Origin of the sequence: Undibacterium sp. Ji50W (assembly GCF_049340445.1) — a bacterium.
Classification (GTDB): Bacteria; Pseudomonadota; Gammaproteobacteria; order Burkholderiales; family Burkholderiaceae_D; genus Undibacterium.
Genome location: NZ_JBMPOX010000007.1, coordinates 1 through 16178, shown reverse-complemented (window position 1 = coordinate 16178; position 16178 = coordinate 1). Strand labels below are relative to the sequence as shown.

At 53.2% G+C, this 16178-nt stretch carries 17 protein-coding genes; 6 read left to right on the top strand and 11 right to left on the bottom strand.

The window, feature by feature from the left end; translation table 11 throughout:
• Positions 1 to 107: 107 nt before the first annotated feature.
• The 5 genes from ACO0K9_RS12475 to ACO0K9_RS12455 all read right to left on the bottom strand — a co-directional run bounded on the left by ACO0K9_RS12475 (position 108) and on the right by ACO0K9_RS12455 (position 7015).
• The gene (locus ACO0K9_RS12475) at positions 108 to 2936 is read right to left on the bottom strand and encodes an ATP-binding protein (RefSeq protein WP_422985303.1); all 2829 of its coding nucleotides are present in this window, start codon (positions 2934 to 2936) and stop codon (positions 108 to 110) included.
• A gap of 5 nt (positions 2937 to 2941) precedes the next feature.
• Positions 2942 to 3739 carry a hypothetical protein gene (locus ACO0K9_RS12470; RefSeq protein WP_422985301.1) on the bottom strand — a complete coding sequence of 266 codons (798 nt, stop codon included), beginning with the start codon at positions 3737 to 3739 and terminating at the stop codon, positions 2942 to 2944.
• Positions 3736 to 5127, bottom strand: coding sequence for a hypothetical protein (locus tag ACO0K9_RS12465; protein ID WP_422985299.1), 1392 nt, complete (start codon positions 5125 to 5127; stop codon positions 3736 to 3738). Before ACO0K9_RS12465 ends, ACO0K9_RS12470 begins: the two co-directional genes overlap by 4 nt.
• Before the next feature lie 206 nt (positions 5128 to 5333).
• Positions 5334 to 5666 carry a hypothetical protein gene (locus ACO0K9_RS12460; protein WP_422985297.1) on the bottom strand — a complete coding sequence of 111 codons (333 nt, stop codon included), beginning with the start codon at positions 5664 to 5666 and terminating at the stop codon, positions 5334 to 5336.
• A 446-nt stretch (positions 5667 to 6112) separates the two neighbouring features.
• Positions 6113 to 7015 carry a LysR family transcriptional regulator gene (locus ACO0K9_RS12455; protein WP_422985296.1) on the bottom strand — a complete coding sequence of 301 codons (903 nt, stop codon included), beginning with the start codon at positions 7013 to 7015 and terminating at the stop codon, positions 6113 to 6115.
• Between the two features lie 122 nt (positions 7016 to 7137).
• Between ACO0K9_RS12455 and ACO0K9_RS12450 the strand changes: the two genes are divergently transcribed.
• From ACO0K9_RS12450 to ACO0K9_RS12430, 5 genes are all read left to right on the top strand, one after another.
• Positions 7138 to 7794, top strand: coding sequence for a DsbA family protein (locus tag ACO0K9_RS12450; protein WP_422985294.1), 657 nt, complete (start codon positions 7138 to 7140; stop codon positions 7792 to 7794).
• Between the two features lie 117 nt (positions 7795 to 7911).
• Positions 7912 to 8451: a peptide-methionine (S)-S-oxide reductase MsrA gene (gene msrA, locus ACO0K9_RS12445; protein ID WP_422985292.1), complete on the top strand. Its 540-nt coding sequence runs from the start codon at positions 7912 to 7914 to the stop codon at positions 8449 to 8451.
• Between the two features lie 14 nt (positions 8452 to 8465).
• Positions 8466 to 8612: an HIT family protein gene (locus tag ACO0K9_RS12440; protein ID WP_422985290.1), complete on the top strand. Its 147-nt coding sequence runs from the start codon at positions 8466 to 8468 to the stop codon at positions 8610 to 8612.
• A 273-nt stretch (positions 8613 to 8885) separates the two neighbouring features.
• A complete protein-coding gene (locus ACO0K9_RS12435; protein WP_422985288.1) occupies positions 8886 to 9404 on the top strand; it encodes a lysozyme in 519 nt (172 codons plus the stop codon).
• Positions 9405 to 9415: 11 nt separating this feature from the next.
• Positions 9416 to 10420 (top strand): hypothetical protein, encoded by a 1005-nt coding sequence (locus ACO0K9_RS12430; protein WP_422985286.1) that lies wholly within the window; start codon positions 9416 to 9418, stop codon positions 10418 to 10420.
• A gap of 270 nt (positions 10421 to 10690) precedes the next feature.
• On the opposite strand, the gene ACO0K9_RS12425 is transcribed toward ACO0K9_RS12430, so the two are convergent.
• The 6 genes from ACO0K9_RS12425 to ACO0K9_RS12400 all read right to left on the bottom strand — a co-directional run bounded on the left by ACO0K9_RS12425 (position 10691) and on the right by ACO0K9_RS12400 (position 14832).
• On the bottom strand, positions 10691 to 11299 hold the full coding sequence (locus ACO0K9_RS12425) for a hypothetical protein (protein ID WP_422985284.1): 609 nt from the start codon (positions 11297 to 11299) through the stop codon (positions 10691 to 10693).
• Positions 11300 to 11307: 8 nt separating this feature from the next.
• Positions 11308 to 11913 carry a dual specificity protein phosphatase family protein gene (locus ACO0K9_RS12420; protein WP_422985283.1) on the bottom strand — a complete coding sequence of 202 codons (606 nt, stop codon included), beginning with the start codon at positions 11911 to 11913 and terminating at the stop codon, positions 11308 to 11310.
• The gene (locus tag ACO0K9_RS12415) at positions 11894 to 12379 is read right to left on the bottom strand and encodes a hypothetical protein (protein ID WP_422985281.1); all 486 of its coding nucleotides are present in this window, start codon (positions 12377 to 12379) and stop codon (positions 11894 to 11896) included. Before ACO0K9_RS12415 ends, ACO0K9_RS12420 begins: the two co-directional genes overlap by 20 nt.
• Before the next feature lie 14 nt (positions 12380 to 12393).
• Positions 12394 to 13530 carry an MGDG synthase family glycosyltransferase gene (locus ACO0K9_RS12410; protein ID WP_422985279.1) on the bottom strand — a complete coding sequence of 379 codons (1137 nt, stop codon included), beginning with the start codon at positions 13528 to 13530 and terminating at the stop codon, positions 12394 to 12396.
• Between the two features lie 80 nt (positions 13531 to 13610).
• Positions 13611 to 14264: a pyridoxamine 5'-phosphate oxidase gene (pdxH, locus tag ACO0K9_RS12405; RefSeq protein WP_422985277.1), complete on the bottom strand. Its 654-nt coding sequence runs from the start codon at positions 14262 to 14264 to the stop codon at positions 13611 to 13613.
• A gap of 25 nt (positions 14265 to 14289) precedes the next feature.
• The gene (locus ACO0K9_RS12400) at positions 14290 to 14832 is read right to left on the bottom strand and encodes a hemerythrin domain-containing protein (RefSeq protein ID WP_422985275.1); all 543 of its coding nucleotides are present in this window, start codon (positions 14830 to 14832) and stop codon (positions 14290 to 14292) included.
• A 250-nt stretch (positions 14833 to 15082) separates the two neighbouring features.
• On the opposite strand from ACO0K9_RS12400, the gene ACO0K9_RS12395 reads away from it, so the two are divergent.
• Positions 15083 to 15907, top strand: coding sequence for a tRNA threonylcarbamoyladenosine dehydratase (locus ACO0K9_RS12395; protein ID WP_422985273.1), 825 nt, complete (start codon positions 15083 to 15085; stop codon positions 15905 to 15907).
• Positions 15908 to 16178: the final 271 nt, after the last annotated feature.

Below are 16178 nucleotides of genomic sequence, written 5' to 3'. Positions count from 1 at the left end.
GCTATGTATAGCTCGCCTATGGCTCGCTTGATGAAGGCGAGCCATATCTGAATGCTGAGAAAATTGAACGCCTGTTAATCGAGGGCAGCCTTAAGGGATATGACAGATCAAGCTTTCTTTTGTAGTGACTTATCCACCTTCCTCTGCAAGACAAAAATTGGCTGCGCCCATTCGGTATCCTTTTTCTTCTTGCTGGTGATCAGCGTCAGTTCGGACGGGTCGTAGACGTCGGTATTATGCGTCAGCGGTGTGGTCATCAGGTACTGGGCATCTGTATTTTTCAGGAACTCACCGACCAGTTGAATATTGCGTATGTCCAGATGGGCGAAAGGTTCATCGATGAAGACAAAGCCACCAGAGCCATCGTCAGATTTTAGCAAGCCTATCAGCAAGATCAGTGACTTCATGACTTGCTGGCCGCCGGATGCTTCACCATCATTCATGCCTATCGGGCCTTTGCCATCAAACTTGAAGCGCACGTGCAAGCCAGCCTGGGCCAGTTGTATGTCGTCATTCTCCAGCTTGACCGGGTCGGTGTGCACTTCTATGCCTGCCAGCTCACCCAGTTGCTTGATGTTCTTGCTGTAAGACTTGATCGTGAAGCGTAGCCTGTCCATATACGCAGCACGGGCATTCACCGTGGCTTCTATCGCCCGGTTATTCTGGTAGCGACGTTCATCGGTTTCTGCCTGGCGGCCTTGCAGCAGGGCATTCAGGCGGGTGTACTGATCGACCACGGTGGAATCAGTTTCCCAGTCGTCACGCCCCAGGTTATTCGTCAGGCTGCGTATGCGCAGTTCGATCTGGTGGACATTTTCATGCTCGGCCACCATTTCCTTGCGGTGCGAGGCACGCTTCCAGTTGTGCGGCAAGGTATGCCAGGTGTCACGCATGGCGCGCAGGGTTTCAAACTGGGCCTTGCGCTCATCGGCATGGCGTTTTTCTGATGCGCGTAGCTGGGCGTCAGCGTCGGCAATCGCGGCTTTGGCCTGTTCCCATTTCAGGTGGGCCACGGAACGTTGTTCGGTGGCGGCTTTCAGCAAAGGCGCGATTTCACCCAGACGGCCACCGACTTCCATCCGCTGTTGTTTCAGTGGCTGGGTATTGCGGCTGGCTTCTTCAAATTCGGCATGGCGCGCACTCAGTTCTTTTGCTGCATCGACACCTGCCAGGCGTGCTTTGTAGGCGCTGATTTCACCTGCCAGTTTGCTGATCTGCATGGTCAGCACATCTTCCTGTGATTGCAGGCGAGGCAATGATTTCAGCAAGGCTTCCAGGCGCTGGGTACGGCCAGCATTACCAAAGCGATAGCGCGACACTTCGACAAACAGGGAACGGCCACCACGACGCTCGAAATGATAGGCGTCAGGCGTAATCCATTCCTGGTTCTTCGGCAACTTCATACCCAGCTCAATCGAGCCTACGGTATCGATGCGCTGCAATTGCTCGATCAGCCAGCCCGGTGCCTGGCCAGTGAAGTTGACGACAGACAGCAGGCTCTGGTCTTTGACCACGGGCGCGCTGATGCGGTCTGGCACGATGAAGTGGCTGTAGCGCTGCTTTTCACCGATGCGGTAAGCGGCTGCTGCATCAGTCGCCTTGTCCAGCAGGATAACCGAGGTATAGCCGCGCAACACGCCTTCTACCGCCGCCTGCCATTTGGGGTCAGTGACTTCGACGATCTCTGGCAACATGCAATGCGGGATATTTGCATCTGTCAGCGCACGGCGCATCTGGCGCACGTTTTCCGGGTCCGGCAGGGCAGACTTGCCTTGCAGGGCAGCGATGGTTTCCATCTCACCGGCAATACGCTGGGTCAGCGCATCACGTTCCAGTTTTTGGCGTGACAGCTCGGCTTCTTTTTTCTCCAGATCGTCGGCGATATTGGCGACATCGGCGTCAGCTTCGGCGGCCAGTTTTTGCAAACGGGCTTTTTGTTCCAGCAGGCTTTCTTGTGGCTTGAGTTTGCTGTTGATCTGCTGCAGTTTTTCACGCAGTGATGATTCTTCGGTTTCCAGTGCGGCTTCAGCCTGCTTGGCATCTGTGACTTGCTGCGCCTGTTGCGCCAGATGCTGACGACGATCAGACAGCGCATGATCTTGCGTCTTCAGGAAGCGTTTGCTGGCACGCAGGGCCTGGCTGGTGCTGCCTGCCTGCTCCAGTGCTTCATGGTATTGCAGGGTAGGCAGTATTTCTTCCTGCAGGTCACGCTTTTCCTTGTTCAGGCTTTCGTACTGGTGATAATTGGCAACGCGCAGGCGCAAGCCTTCCAAGTTGGTTTTTGCGCCTTCGAGTTCGGTTTCAAAACGCTGCAATTCGGTTTCGGTATCACGCTGATGGCGTTTCGCGTCATCGTAGGCGTCCAGCACTTCCTTGTCGCCAAACACCTGGAACACCAGGTCCAGCAACTGGCGTGGCGCGTATTCACACAGCTTGTCAGTCTCGCCCTGTTCCAGTGCCAGCACCTTGCCCATGGCATTCGATAAACCGGCATGTGACAGGCGTTTGCGATAACTTTCCACACCCAGCCAGTCATTGGCTTCCTGCACTTCTTCTATCTCGGTTTTGCCGCTGCGCATCAGGTATTGCCGCTTCCAGTCACCGCCGTTTTTTTCTATCTTGCAAAACAGCGTGACTTCATCTTCATACAGGCCAGACATGCGGAAAGGCCGGTTGGAAATCTGCGGCCCGACGGCACTGTTATCGACCACTGCACGTATCCATGCAGTTTGCTGGCCAGAGTGGCGGGCATAATGTTTATACGAACGTCCCATCGAACATTCCAGGCCAAACAGGGTGCGCAAGGCATCCAGCAGTGTGGTTTTACCCGAGCCATTTTGTCCGGCGATGGTGATGATCTTGGCATCCAGCGGGATGTTCTTGATGCGTTGCCAATAATCCCAATGCACAAGTTCCAGCGATTTGATATGAAACATGGTTCTTATTCTTTTCCGGTATGGGTGTTGAGATCAGCGTTGCTGTCTGCAATGGTATCGGCTGCCGGGTCATCTTTGGCATCAGCTTCTGCATCAACGGCAGTTTCTACCGCATCGGCTTCGCTTGCTGCGACAGCGTGTACGGCTTCTGCAGGTTCTATGATGGCCGGTGTACGCGGTGCCGGGATCTGGAAGATATCCGACAGCGCGCCATTGATGATGCGGTCTTTCAGGGTATCGGTATCCATCAGCAAATCCAGCAGCGGGCCTTCCAGAATCAGGTCAGCCTTGCGCTCGATAAAACCGACACGTGCCAACTGACCCAGGTTCATGTCCATACGGGTTTTCTTGCCCAGCTTTTCACCAAAGTCTGCCAGCAGGGCGCGGTAAGAAATACCTATCGAGGTATCTTCTGCGCGTGGCATTGGTTTATCTTTACCGAACATATCATTCTGGTTTTCTTCTGCCAGTTGATGGGCTTCCTGACGTTCACGCTTGGGCAGGATAATCAGCGACCACAACACCACCAGCAAGGCCACACCATCGCGTGCCAGGCCAAAATTATTGTTTTGCCAGGTCTCCTTGGTGCCGAATACTTTGGATTCACTATCGCGTGTCAGCGCCAGGGTGACATAGTCGGCATACACGTTATCGACAAACTTCATGCCACAGGCTTTCAGGCGGGTGTCGATTTCTGTGCGGAATATTTCATCTGACAGCGCGCGTTTGACCAGTTTGTCTTCACGGCGCAGGGTCTGGTGCGCCAGCAAGCGGGCGATCAGGATTTGTGCATCTTCGGTCATGGTGTTTCTCTCGTTGGTGCAGAGGTGGCAGCAGGCAATGGCTGTTCCGTGGCGCTGGCCACTTTTACCCTGGCCGGCGGCATGCTGGCCGCAAGCGGTATGGCGCTCAGGCTGGCGATGGAAATCGCGGCCACATGGTCATCATGTACCTTTTGCATTTTGTCTTTGGAATTGAATACCAGCGGCAGGCGGGCCAGGATAGCCGTGGCACCCTGCAAGGCAGATTCATTGGCATCCCCCAGCAAGGGCAGCATGGAGGCGCGATAAGAAGCAATCGCAAAGCTGGATGGCAGCAAGATATCCTGCAAGGCTATCGGTTTGTCGCTGGCATCGGCTGCGGTCAGCAAGGCCAGCCAGTGATCCAGTTCATGCAGGGCATCGCTATCTTCATTGGCGACCGATGGTGCATTTTCACCGGCAGGCAAGGCACCCACCAAGGCCGATACACGGTGGCTCAGCAATTCGCTTTCTGCGACGTCTATCATTTCTGATGGGGTAATAAACATCGGTGTCACTGGTTTTGCCAGGGCGTCGTCGGCCAGCGCTGCCAGGTCTTCTTTTTGCAAGAGCCAGGTCTTGATATCTGTCGTCGATAGGCCAGATTGCCCCAGATGCACGCGCTGGCGTTCGATCTGGTTCAGGGCCCGCGAAAACATGCCCTGCATGTTCAGCAGCGCACTCTGGGCGCGTCCTATCGCCTGTGCCGCTTTGTGGGTGGCTGAATCGGCCCGGCTGTCATTGGTGATGGCATGAATGATCTGCGAGCCTTTTTCTACCCAGTCGCAGGCGGTATGCCATTTTTGCTGGGCCGTGCGCAACTGGAATTCTGAACCCGAGGCAATCGCATCTGAAAATTCTTCCGTCAGCTCTATCAGCCTTCCCAGCAGATGATGCAACTGCTCTACCGACACGCCGCCCACCGCCTGTGCACCGGCGACCTGGGTCAGCATGTAACTCATCTCAGCCTGGTCATTGTGCTCTTCGATATGCAGCAGCGATTCCAGCGCCGCCAGCACATTCCTGGCGGTAGGGGTGATGCGATACACAGACTGGCTGGCATCCCAGATCAGCAAACCGGTGGTGCGCAGGCGCGACAGCACCGTCTCCAGCGCATCCGGTTCCAGATAGGCCAGTTTGGTATTGATGTCGGCACGGCTGAGCGACGGTGTTTCCACGTCGGCGGTCAGTTCACGCAAGACCAGCAGGCGCAACAATACACCGTTGAACCCGCCATGAAACAGCGCCGTGAATGCCTGCAATACAGGCTGGGCACGTCTCAGGGGGAATACAGCGGAAACGTCGTCAGGAGTGATGCCAGTTTTGAAATACGTCTGCAGAGCGAGGTCTTCCCCGGTCTGGACGTGAGCGTCGTCACTAAAATTTTGCATGCGGCATTTTAACCGCTTGCAGCTTACTTGAGTATTGTCAGGATTTTAATTTTTGACGCAAGCAACAGTCTGGCAGTGTCAGAAAATAAACTTGTCGGCGTAGCGCAGCGGATCAGGCGCTGATTGCGACTTTATGGTCGATGTGAGAAAGATAAGTATCCCCGCCATGAAATTCATCATGACAGCGAATATATAGATATAACAGTTCAGTGCAGACGTTTGTTATCGTAGCGAAATTCCACGATTTGCTGATGCAAAGCTTCGCGGTCATCCGGTTTGGCGTGCAATAGCCTGGTAACGGCCTTTCTTTGCACCCGGAAGTAACGACGGCGATTCTGGCGCATGTCCAGGGTGCGCCAGCCTTTTTCGGTCAGCCAGTCCCATTGCTCATAGTCGATGGAAACGATCAATTGCATTTTCAGGCGTTCGAGCACGATGGTGCTGCCAAACGGAGGTTTGGGTCCAGGAGGTGTCACGGCACGCTGGTTGCGTACCCTGAAAATATTTCTGAGACCGTTTTTTATGACGTCGATTAGCATGGCGTTTTAATTCAATAACAGAAAATTGATCAATACTGCGCAAGCAGCAAACTTTGTACTGAACTCGTACTTCATGAATATTAGGACTTACGCAAAACCGCCCCAGCTGCGTTGTAGCTCCTCGCCGTACTATTCGTACTGTCTTCGTCGCTACGGTGTAGTCGGGGTTTCCGGCAACATGTTGCCTGCCGACGTAACGAACCTCCCCTGCAAGGGAGGTTTCCTAAAGCATAGCCTTGCTGAGACAATTTTGCGTAAGTCCTAAATATGCGCTTTTTTAAGAAAAAATACGAGGAATTTTTGCCGAAAAGCAAGAAAATAGGGTTCAATATTCTATGCGTATATTAAATTTAACCCTATAAAGGGTGGTGTAATTTTTTGTAAGTTGGCGGTATTGAGGTTACATTTCCGGCGCTGATGGCCCCGCGCCACAGACCAGACCGGCTTCAGGCAGTATTGGGTGCCAGAAAACTTCCCAGCGCCTCTATCGCGGCTTGTACTTTTTGGGGTTGCAGGCCACGTTTGAGTGTGACGGCATAAATCCCGGCGAGCGGCAGTGCCCAGTCTTTCAGCACCATAATCAAACTGCCATCGCGCAAGGCTTTGTCGACTGCATGGCTGGGCAAGCGCGCCAGACCAAAGCCGCTGACCGCCATTTCTGACGACAATCGCACACTGTCTGTCATGGCGGCGGCAGGCAGACTGACTTTGACCGTATGGTCTGTGGCATTTTTCAGGCTCAAGGTGCAGGGGTCATTCAGTCTTGTCATGGCAATGATGCGATGCTGCAGTAAATCATCTGGTGTCTGCGGAGTACCCAGTTTTTGCAGATAGGACGGGGCTGCCACCAGTACCTCATGCAAGTCTGCCAGCTTGCGTGCCACCAGTGAAGAATCCCGCATCCAGCCCGAACGTATCGACAAATCGATTTGCTGTGCCGCCATGTCCACGATATTGTCGGCCACCTGTATATCCAGCAAAAGCTTGGGATGTTTCAACGTCAAGGGCGCCAGCGCCGGCAGCAGAATATGGTCGGCAACATCTGAAGCTGCAGAAATGCGCAGCCTGCCAGCAATTTCGCCAGAGCTTTCTGCGATCAGGCTTTGCGCGGCTTCGGCAGACGCCAGCATATCTGTGCAGCGGCTATAAAAATCCTGGCCCAATTCTGTCAGTGACAGGCGGCGGGTGGTCCGGTGTAGCAGGCGCACGCCCAATTCGTCTTCCAGTTGTGAAACCGCTGTACTGAGGACTGAGGTGGCAATATCCATTGCCCTGGCGGCGGCCGAAAAAGAGCCGTGCCGCACAACCTGTGCAAACAGGGCCATGCGACGTAGTTGATCAAAATGCATTGTGCGAAGAATTCACTATGATTGTTCTGTTTTTCAGAAAGATGATTTTTATCATACGCGCTTTTTCTGATATCTGGTAATGTATACAATAGCAACATCATTTAAATTAAGAGGACACCGGCATGGGAGCCAGATTACATATCGTGTTTGATCCACTGTGTGGCTGGTGTTATGCCGCCAGCCCCTTACTGCGGCAATCGCAAACACATTTTGGCGAGCGCCTGCCCATGGTGCTTCACCCAGGTTTGCTGTTTCCTGAAATTAATATCATCCCTGCGGCATATCGCGAACATATTATTTCCGCCGACCAACATATCGCCAAGCTGTCTGGTGTGCTGTTTGGTTCTGCTTACCTGAACAAGGTAAAAACCATTGCTTCACTTAGTTATTATTCTGTGCCGGCAGCCACTGCCGTAAGTGGTGTGGCTGCCCTGGCTGCTGTCGGTGAAATCGCGGCAGATGCAGGGCTTGGCATGCTGGAAAAAATTCAACATGCCCATTATGTGGATGCCGCCGATGTCAGCGACCTGTGGTTGCTGAGTCAACTGGCAGCCGGGCTGGAAGTTACGGCAGAAATGTTCAAGGATTGCTACGCCAAGGCGCAGGCAGATCTGCCCGGGCAGACCAGGCTTGCCCATCAATTGTTGCGCCAGGTGGGCGCGCAGGGTTTCCCTACATTCATACTGGAAGCCAATGGACAATTCCGCCGTCTCGATCACAGTGCTGCCTATCAGGACAGCGGACTTTTTATCACGCAGATCGAACAGGCGCTTGCCTGACTGGGTCAACGCGGATCAAAGTGCAGACCAAAAAGCCAGGGTGACGGCGGCAGACTTCCTGTAAGTGTAAGAAAATGATGTTCATGACGACTAATCAGTCTTGACAGGGAGAATGTAATGAATGCGACATCAACTGAATTTGCCACATTGGGCGGCGGCTGTTTCTGGTGTACCGAGGCGGTATTCCAGCAAATCCGTGGGGTATCAAAAGTGGAATCCGGCTACGCTGGCGGTAGCGTGCACCAGCCCAGCTATGAACAGATCTGCACCGGCAGGACCGGTCACGCCGAAGTCGTGCGCCTGACTTTTGACCCGGCTGTCGTCAGTTACCATGATTTGTTGCAGATATTCTTTACCATTCATGACCCGACGACGCTGAATCGTCAGGGCAATGATGCCGGTACCCAGTATCGCTCAGTCATTTTCTTCCATGATGAACAGCAACAGGCAACGGCTAAACAGGTGGTGGCAGACATGACCAAGGTCTGGGACGACCCCATCGTGACAGAAATCAGCCCGGCACCGGTGTTTTACCTGGCAGAAGCCTATCACCAGAATTATTTTCGCCAGAACCCGCAGCAAGGCTATTGTTCATTCGTGGTGGCCCCCAAGGTGGCAAAGGCCAGGAAACTGTTTGCCAGCAAGCTGATCGCCTGAACAGTGTCTTGCTGATGCCGACGATATTTGAAAGACTGATGTCGGGCGACTTACCCTGCGCCATCGTGTATGAAGATGAACTGGTGTTTGCCTTCATGGATGCAGGGCAAGTCAACCCCGGGCATGTGCTGGTCCCACGCACTAGCCCTACCAGACACTGATGGATGCCGGCCACTGACAGCAACAGCAGATCGCTGAAACCATCACCATACATGCCCGGCATGGGTTTGCCTGACTACATGAGTATTCATATGCGTATTGCTGCAAGCAGCTTAAAAAATTGTCATACTGGTTTGTTTATTTGATATGATTCTCACAGCCTGTGCATATGTGTTGAATACCTGTTGGTGATTATTGGTCTAAAGACCTGGTTCCCGCTGCCTTTCATCCCTGCATGGCGCACCCATGCCTATGCCAATAACAGGGAGAAAAAAATGGCGCTTCGTGACGTAAATCAGGCAACCGTCGATCTGGTTAAGCAATTTGAAGGCATACCAGACCGCAATCCTGCCACCGGCAATATCGACCCCTATCTGGACCCCGTCAGTATCTGGACCATAGGCTGGGGCCATGCCATTACCTATCAGGGCCGTTTCCTGAAGGGACAGGCAGACAGCCAGCAAGTAAAGGCTTTGTATCCGAACGGGATTACCCTGGCACAGGCAACCAGTCTGTTGCAGGCTGATCTGATGAATGCCGGTCGTGATGTGCTATCGGTGGTGACAGTTCCCCTGAACGACAATGAATACGGGGCATTGACCAGTTTTACCTTTAATCTGGGGATAGGCAATTTGCGCAGCTCTACACTCCTGAAAAAACTCAATGCCAATGACAGGGCAGGGGCTGCTGACCAGTTTGGTCGCTGGACCATGGCTGACGGCAAACCTTTACCGGGATTGGTCAAGCGCCGCGCGGCAGAACGCGCTTTGTTTGTATTACCAGTAGCAAACTGAGGGAGAACAAGATGCCGCTGATGTTTAAAAAAATACTGCTTGGTATGCTGCTCTTGTGCGCTGCTCTGGTACAGGCAAGTGATGTCATCAAACCTGGTGGACCGATAGACATCAACTTGAGTGCTGATGTCGACATCCCTGCCCCTGGCGTGTGTGCGTCACTGGCAACGGATCAGTTTGATCTGGTTGAATTGCGTATCAATGGCGTACTCAGTCAACGGAAACTGAAAGACTGTGATCCTGACCCCGTCATGAACAAGCTGGTCTTTCATTTGCCACAATCTGATACCGACAATTCTGCGTTGGAGCGTGAGTCATTGATGGGCTCCCCTTGGCGAGAGTTGCGGCACGACTACCGCCGTGACCTGCCGTTTAACGTCAGCTTCAAAAATGGTGGGAGCACGAACATATTGGCGAGTGGTATCCTGCGTTTCCAAATTTTGAAACCGGGTTATGTTGTGTTTGGTTTCGGGTTTATCGCTGTCGTTGGGTATGCATTATTCCGCCTTGGAAGAGATTCGGGTTTGCTGCGTGACAGTTCGGCGTCAGCGGTCAATGAACGCACTTTCAGCCTTGCACGGGTGCAAATGGCCTGGTGGTTCTTCATTGTGCTGGTGTCGTATATCTGGCTGTGGATAGTCGCTGAAGGCATTCCCACCGTTTCACCCCAGGCCCTGGGCCTGCTTGGTATAGGCAGCGCTACTTACCTGACAGCTGCGGGCGTGGATGCCAGCAAACAAAACCAGTTTGGTGAAAGCAAGGGCTTCTTTAAAGATATCCTCAGTGATTCCCAGGGCCTTACCTTGCATCGTTTTCAAATGCTGGTTTTCAATGTGCTGATCGGTGTGTTGTTCCTGGTTTACGTGATACAGCATTTCAGCATGCCTGTATTTGATGGCAATATCCTGACGCTGCTGGGTATGAGTGCCGGTACTTACGCAGGCTTCAAAATTCCTGAGCAACAGAGTAAGGACGCGCCAGATGATCCCAAGGCTGCTTATGGCGTAGAGACGTAAGAACTTTTACGATCTTACTGCGCGAGCGCAACCGGAGTCCACGCGGGGCTCATGCGCTGCTCAAAATGCTCATGTACTACAGTACATTCCGCTTTTTGCGCTGCGTTTTTGTTATCCTTACCCCGCTGACGCACGCTCGCTACAGATCGTAAACACGTTCTAAGGTCAGAAAAAATATACATCAGATGTCAATTCAGATGTCAAAACGGGGAATCGCAGATTCCCCGTTTTTGTTATTGCCAGCAATTCCCCGCTACCCGCTATCAACCATCAGCGCAGCTTGTTTCTTAATGCATCCATCATCTTGGGTATGCTGTCCTTGCTCATGCTGTCAACGATCCAGCCCAGCCCCATGGGAACTGGCCCCGGATCGGTAAAGACCTGATATTTGACGACGGTTTTATTCGGGTTGCCAGCCAGTGCACTCAAATCCCAATACCCTGCGGTATCTGCAATGGTTTCTTCCTGTTTCAAGCCTTCCCATGGCTGCAGTTTCCAGCTTAGATAGCAAGTGCCGGGGCCAGCCTTGGGGATCATTTTCAGGCGGTATTTCTTTACTTTACCCAGCGGCAGGTTCAGTGTGAAATCCACCAGCGCAGATTCATCTGGCTGGCGTGCTGCTTTGGCCCTGGTGGTATTCGGCATGAAGCTGGGGTAGTCTTCATATGCCTGCAGGGTTGCACACACCTTGCTAACAGGCGCATTGAGTATGGTGCCGGCGACAAAGGTTTTGCCATTGCTGTCTGGCTTGCTCTGGTCCAGCATTTGCACTTCGGTGTCGTTGAATTTGCTGACATCCAGTTGTGCTGCACCAGCCTGGGCACTTGCCAGCAGGCTGATGATAAATAGTTGTCTTGTGAACTTCGTGGCGAATGTCATGGCTGATGTCATGGCTGCACTACACCCTGTCGAATTTTGTCTATATCCACCTTACGCAGATATTCGGGAATGTTTTTCCACAGGCTGTGGTAGCCATAACCACCCTTGGTCAATTCTTCCAGCGCCTGATCCTTGCTCCAGCCCTGGTTCAGGATGCGGTACATGGCCGTTACCAATCCGGTGCGGTCGGCACCGTGCAGACAGTGTAAAAGTACCGGGCCTTGCTTCTCGGCTGCCTGCAATGCGCGCAGGGCAGCAATCACATTCTTGTCGTTGATATCCCAGGTATTGATACCTATGCGTTGCAGTTTGATGCCGGAATTTTTCAGTATCTCATCATCAGAATGGAAGGAACGCAGACTGACCACCGTCTTGATGCCCAGCGACTGCAACAGCACCAGGTCCTGGCTTTGTAACTGGGCGCTACGATAAAACGTGGGTGTCACGCGAAACAGATTCTGCGTGCTGGCTACCGGGCTGGCCCATTCAGCTGGGCGGGCTTCTTCGGCGGCGACTGTGGATGGCAGCAGCGGCAGGCTGATGCTGAGTGCCGCCATGCATGCCAGCAGTGGCGACAGCGGTTTTTCCGGTGGCTTAGAGTTGTACTTGCGCATGGGTCTTGTAAGAAAAACGGTAGAGAAAAAATCCGGCGATCAGGCCTACCCAGTAATCCACCGGGAAGCCCAGTAACCAGTGGACATGCCACTTTACTTCCTCAGGCGTAAAGCGGGCAAATCCGTAGGCCGGATTCAGGATGAACCACATGAAATCTTCGACTATCCAGAAAGTAATGATACTGGCGATGGCGCGGCATTCGAGCTTTGCCGTCCATTGCTGCATCATCACAAACGGAAAATGGAAGAACAGGGCGATGAAAGGAAACACCCAGGCGTGGTAGCCCGTCATGGCGCGTCCACCCCAAAAAATATCCAGCAGCCAGTGTTTTTCTATGCGCCAGGTCGGTAGGTTGGCAGCCCAGCCTGCGCTACCTTCTATCTGTATTTCTACCTGGGCAAAAAACACTGCCAGCAAAGAAGCAAAGGCGAATACCAGTAAAAAAGATTTAATTGAAGATTTCATCATCCAACCCTGGCTTATAAAGGCTGGCCCAGAATCCGCTGCAAGACCTGGCTGGCGGCATGGGGTTTGCCCAGTGCCATGGCCTTGTCATGCATATCCCTGAGCTTATCCGGATGCTGCAACAGATAATTGACCCGGTAAGTCAGGCTGACATCATCATAAGCCTTCATTGCCACGCCCTGTTCCAGCAAGAAATCGGCATTGCGTTCTTCCTGTCCGGGTATCGGTGAATTCACGATCATGGGCAAGCCCATGGCCAGGCATTCTGAAGTGGTCAAGCCTCCTGGTTTGGTAATCACCAGGTCAGAGCAGGCCATCAGGCGCTCTACCTTGTCTGTAAACCCCTGGGGTAAAAGACGACCGGGGTAGCGCTGCGCCAGTTGTTGCAAGGCTTGCAGCGCAGGCGCGTTATTACCGGCCAGTACGATCAGCTGGAAGTTACCGGGCAACGACAACAGGCGCTCGGCCACCTTGTCCAGCCCACCCAGGCCGGCACCACCGCCCATCAGCATGAAGGTCTGGCATGCCGGGTCCAGGCCAAATTCCTGGGCGCAGGCAGTCCGCTCAAGTTGCTGGGTAAAGGCGGGCATGATGGGGATGCCGGTCACGTGAATGTGTTCGGCGGCGATGCCATTCGCCCGCATGCGGTCAGCGACTTCTTCGCTGGCGGCAAAATAGCCAGCCATGTGTTCATGTACCCACATGCGGTGCAAATCAAAATCGGTGACCTGTACCCACACCGGACAATGCAGTCTTTCCTTGCGCAACAGGCGCGACAGCATTTCTGCCGGCAAAAAATGCGTGCAGATGATCACATCTGGCTGGAAATCGGCAATCGCCTGCAACAGTGGCCGTGCATTCAGGCGCTCTATGCCACGCCTGAGTTTTTCCATGGTGCCGTCGGCCTGCGCTTCATTCGACGCATGGTACAGATAGCCCCACAAGGTCGGGGCCTTGTTGACCAGTTTGATATAAAAATCGGTATACACTTTACGAAAACCGGCTGTCACAAAATCCATCACATCAAGGTGACTGACTTCCAGTTCATCCGACTGCTGCAACGCAGTTGCCCGTATTGCTTCAGCGGCCCGCTTGTGACCGGCACCAGCGGAAACGCTTAATAACAAGATCTTTTTCTTCTGCATGGACATCGGCGTTATGGTGAAAAAACACCGAGAATACCATGCTCCGCAAGACACCCGATAAAATCGGGGCCCACAGACCAACATCGTTATGGCTGCAGGCGCACAATGCTCCAGTTATCGTTGATATTGCGGGTATCGCTGGTATTGCGAGTGTACACGATGCGATCATGCAGGCGCGAGCTGCGGCCTTGCCAGAATTCGATTTTTTCCGGCAGCAGACGGTAGCCACCCCAATGCGCCGGTCTTGGCGGTGCATCCCCGAACTGGCTTACCACGGCAGCCAGTTGTTGTTCCAGTATTTCCCGGCTGGCAATCGGCTGGCTTTGTTGTGACGCATGCGCACCCTGCTGGCTACCCAGCGGGCGGCTGAAGAAATAGGCATCGTTTTCTGCATCCGTCAGTTTTTCTATACGGCCCTCTATGCGCACCTGTCTTTCCAGCGCAGACCAGAAAAACAGCAAGGCCGCATAAGGGTTCTGTGCCATGTCCTGGCCCTTGGCACTCTCGTAATTGGTGAACCATGAAAAACCGCGCTGATCAAATTCCTTGATTAGTACAATCCGTGAACTGGGGCGACCATCTGCATTTACTGTAGACAAAGTCATGGCATTCGGTTCGGCGACATCGGCTTTCAAAGCCTGGTCGAACCAGTTGGCAAACTGGGTAAAGGGGTCGGCGCTCACATCCGACTCGGACAGGCTGGCCTGGCGATAGTCAGTGCGTATATCGGCGATGGACATGTTTTTCCTTGATCAATGAAAAAATTTATACTTTGATGCCACGGCGTGCCTGCATGGCAGCACCCAGGGCGCTCATCTGCGCATCAGAAAACAAGCGTTTTGCCATGGGGGCAATCTGTGTTTCTTCGATCTGCATGTGCTCGTCGTACAGGGCATTGAAGGCCTGTACATCGGCAGTAGAAAGGTTGGCCGGTGCATGGTCAGCGGCTGCGACGATGGTCTGTAATTGTTTTTCCAGTTGCTGCCATTGCACTGCCATGATTTCGTGCTGAGCAAGAATTTTAGGTAGCAAGCCGGCCAGCAGTGCTGCATCGCCACCATCAGCAGTCTGCTTTAATTCCGGCAGCAGATTCAGTTCTTCATCTTCATGATGCAAGGGGGCGGCTTTGGTGAAATAGTTCAATACCGCCTGCGCCGCCTGTTTTGCATCCTGATCCGCGCCATGCTCTGGCAAATGCACCAGCATTTTGTTTAGCGTAGTCAACTGCTTGCGTATGCGGTCATGGCAGTGCTTCAGAACCGCCAGAGGCTGATCAAATCCCGGTGCGCTGTCGAATAAGTTGTTCATGCTGTGTTGTCCGTGTTGGGTGGTAGGGATACGGCTTGCGCTTCCTGCCCTCATTATGCAATAGACACGGTGTGCGCGCTTGCGACATATCAATAGGGCTAACAGTAGGGCTAACAATGGGGCTGACGCAAATACCCAGGCAGATAGTTCATTTCAGATAACAATGGCATGTAATGTAAAACGGCGACAGGCTGCTTCAAGTAAAATAACGCCTGCTCTTACTGTCAGCCTTACCGGCCAGATCTTCACCATGCAACAAGAAACAGATATTGATTTTGATCGCCGCTTTGGTGGTATTGCCCGCCTGTATGGCGCTGCTGCGCTGGAACGTTTCAGGCAGGCCCATGTTTGCGTCATCGGGGTTGGTGGAGTCGGTTCCTGGGTGGTGGAAGCGCTGGCGCGCAGTGCCATAGGCCAGATCAGCATGATCGATCTTGACAACGTTGCCGAATCGAATATCAACCGCCAGATACAGGCCAATACCGATACCATAGGCAAGGCCAAAGTCACTGCCCTGGCAGAACGCATCGCCCTGATCAACCCGTATTGCCAGGTCCATCAGGTGGAAGATTTTGTCACGCCAGACAACCTCGACGACATGCTGGGCAAGCCCGGTTTCGATTACGTGATCGATGCCATAGACAACGTCAAAGCCAAAACTGCCCTGATCGCCTATTGCCGTCAGCATGCCATCCCGCTCATCACCATTGGCGCAGCAGGTGGCCAGACTGATCCGGGGAAAATCGAAATCCGTGATTTGTCGCGTACCGAACAAGAACCCTTGCTGGCCCTGGTGCGCAAGCGTCTGCGCCAGAATTACGGTTTTCCGCGCGGGGCAAAAAGCAAGTTCGGGATCGATGCCGTATTTTCCATGGAAGTGCTGAGCATGCCGGAAACTGCAGAAGCCTGCGCAGTCGGGACTGATGCCGATGCCAATGCTAATACTAATTCTAATACCAACGCCGGCGTTAGCGGCCTTAACTGCGCCGGTTTTGGTTCTTCCATCGTCGTGACCGCTTCTTTCGGCCTGATGGCCGCAGCCCAGGTCTTGCGCAAGCTGGCAACCGTCGATTGAGGGCAGAATTCTGAAGGAAGAATGAACAATCGCCCCGGTCAGGGGCGATTACAGGGATAAACGCTAGCGCAAGCAGCAGACAAACTAGTGTAGTGCTTGCGAATTGTTTGAACTAGCCAATGTTTTGTTTGTCATATTCGTATTCTTTCTGTGGATCGAATGATGAATCAGGGCAAGCCAATTAATCTGACGGATGAACAACGAACCGAACTGGAGCGCCGAGTGAGATCGCAGACGCTCGACGCGCGTAGCGTAAGACGAGCGCGGATTG

Excerpts from the sequence above, each read along its gene's own strand:
- ACO0K9_RS12475 (WP_422985303.1), bottom strand. The coding sequence starts at position 2,936 with ATGTTTCATATCAAATCGCTGGAACTTGTGCATTGGGATTATTGGCAA.
- ACO0K9_RS12470 (WP_422985301.1), bottom strand. The coding sequence starts at position 3,739 with ATGACCGAAGATGCACAAATCCTGATCGCCCGCTTGCTGGCGCACCAG.
- ACO0K9_RS12465 (WP_422985299.1), bottom strand. The coding sequence starts at position 5,127 with ATGCAAAATTTTAGTGACGACGCTCACGTCCAGACCGGGGAAGACCTC.
- ACO0K9_RS12460 (WP_422985297.1), bottom strand. The coding sequence starts at position 5,666 with ATGCTAATCGACGTCATAAAAAACGGTCTCAGAAATATTTTCAGGGTA.
- ACO0K9_RS12455 (WP_422985296.1), bottom strand. The coding sequence starts at position 7,015 with ATGCATTTTGATCAACTACGTCGCATGGCCCTGTTTGCACAGGTTGTG.
- ACO0K9_RS12450 (WP_422985294.1), top strand. The coding sequence starts at position 7,138 with ATGGGAGCCAGATTACATATCGTGTTTGATCCACTGTGTGGCTGGTGT.
- msrA (WP_422985292.1), top strand. The coding sequence starts at position 7,912 with ATGAATGCGACATCAACTGAATTTGCCACATTGGGCGGCGGCTGTTTC.
- ACO0K9_RS12440 (WP_422985290.1), top strand. The coding sequence starts at position 8,466 with ATGCCGACGATATTTGAAAGACTGATGTCGGGCGACTTACCCTGCGCC.
- ACO0K9_RS12435 (WP_422985288.1), top strand. The coding sequence starts at position 8,886 with ATGGCGCTTCGTGACGTAAATCAGGCAACCGTCGATCTGGTTAAGCAA.
- ACO0K9_RS12430 (WP_422985286.1), top strand. The coding sequence starts at position 9,416 with ATGCCGCTGATGTTTAAAAAAATACTGCTTGGTATGCTGCTCTTGTGC.
- ACO0K9_RS12425 (WP_422985284.1), bottom strand. The coding sequence starts at position 11,299 with ATGACATTCGCCACGAAGTTCACAAGACAACTATTTATCATCAGCCTG.
- ACO0K9_RS12420 (WP_422985283.1), bottom strand. The coding sequence starts at position 11,913 with ATGCGCAAGTACAACTCTAAGCCACCGGAAAAACCGCTGTCGCCACTG.
- ACO0K9_RS12415 (WP_422985281.1), bottom strand. The coding sequence starts at position 12,379 with ATGAAATCTTCAATTAAATCTTTTTTACTGGTATTCGCCTTTGCTTCT.
- ACO0K9_RS12410 (WP_422985279.1), bottom strand. The coding sequence starts at position 13,530 with ATGTCCATGCAGAAGAAAAAGATCTTGTTATTAAGCGTTTCCGCTGGT.
- pdxH (WP_422985277.1), bottom strand. The coding sequence starts at position 14,264 with ATGTCCATCGCCGATATACGCACTGACTATCGCCAGGCCAGCCTGTCC.
- ACO0K9_RS12400 (WP_422985275.1), bottom strand. The coding sequence starts at position 14,832 with ATGAACAACTTATTCGACAGCGCACCGGGATTTGATCAGCCTCTGGCG.
- ACO0K9_RS12395 (WP_422985273.1), top strand. The coding sequence starts at position 15,083 with ATGCAACAAGAAACAGATATTGATTTTGATCGCCGCTTTGGTGGTATT.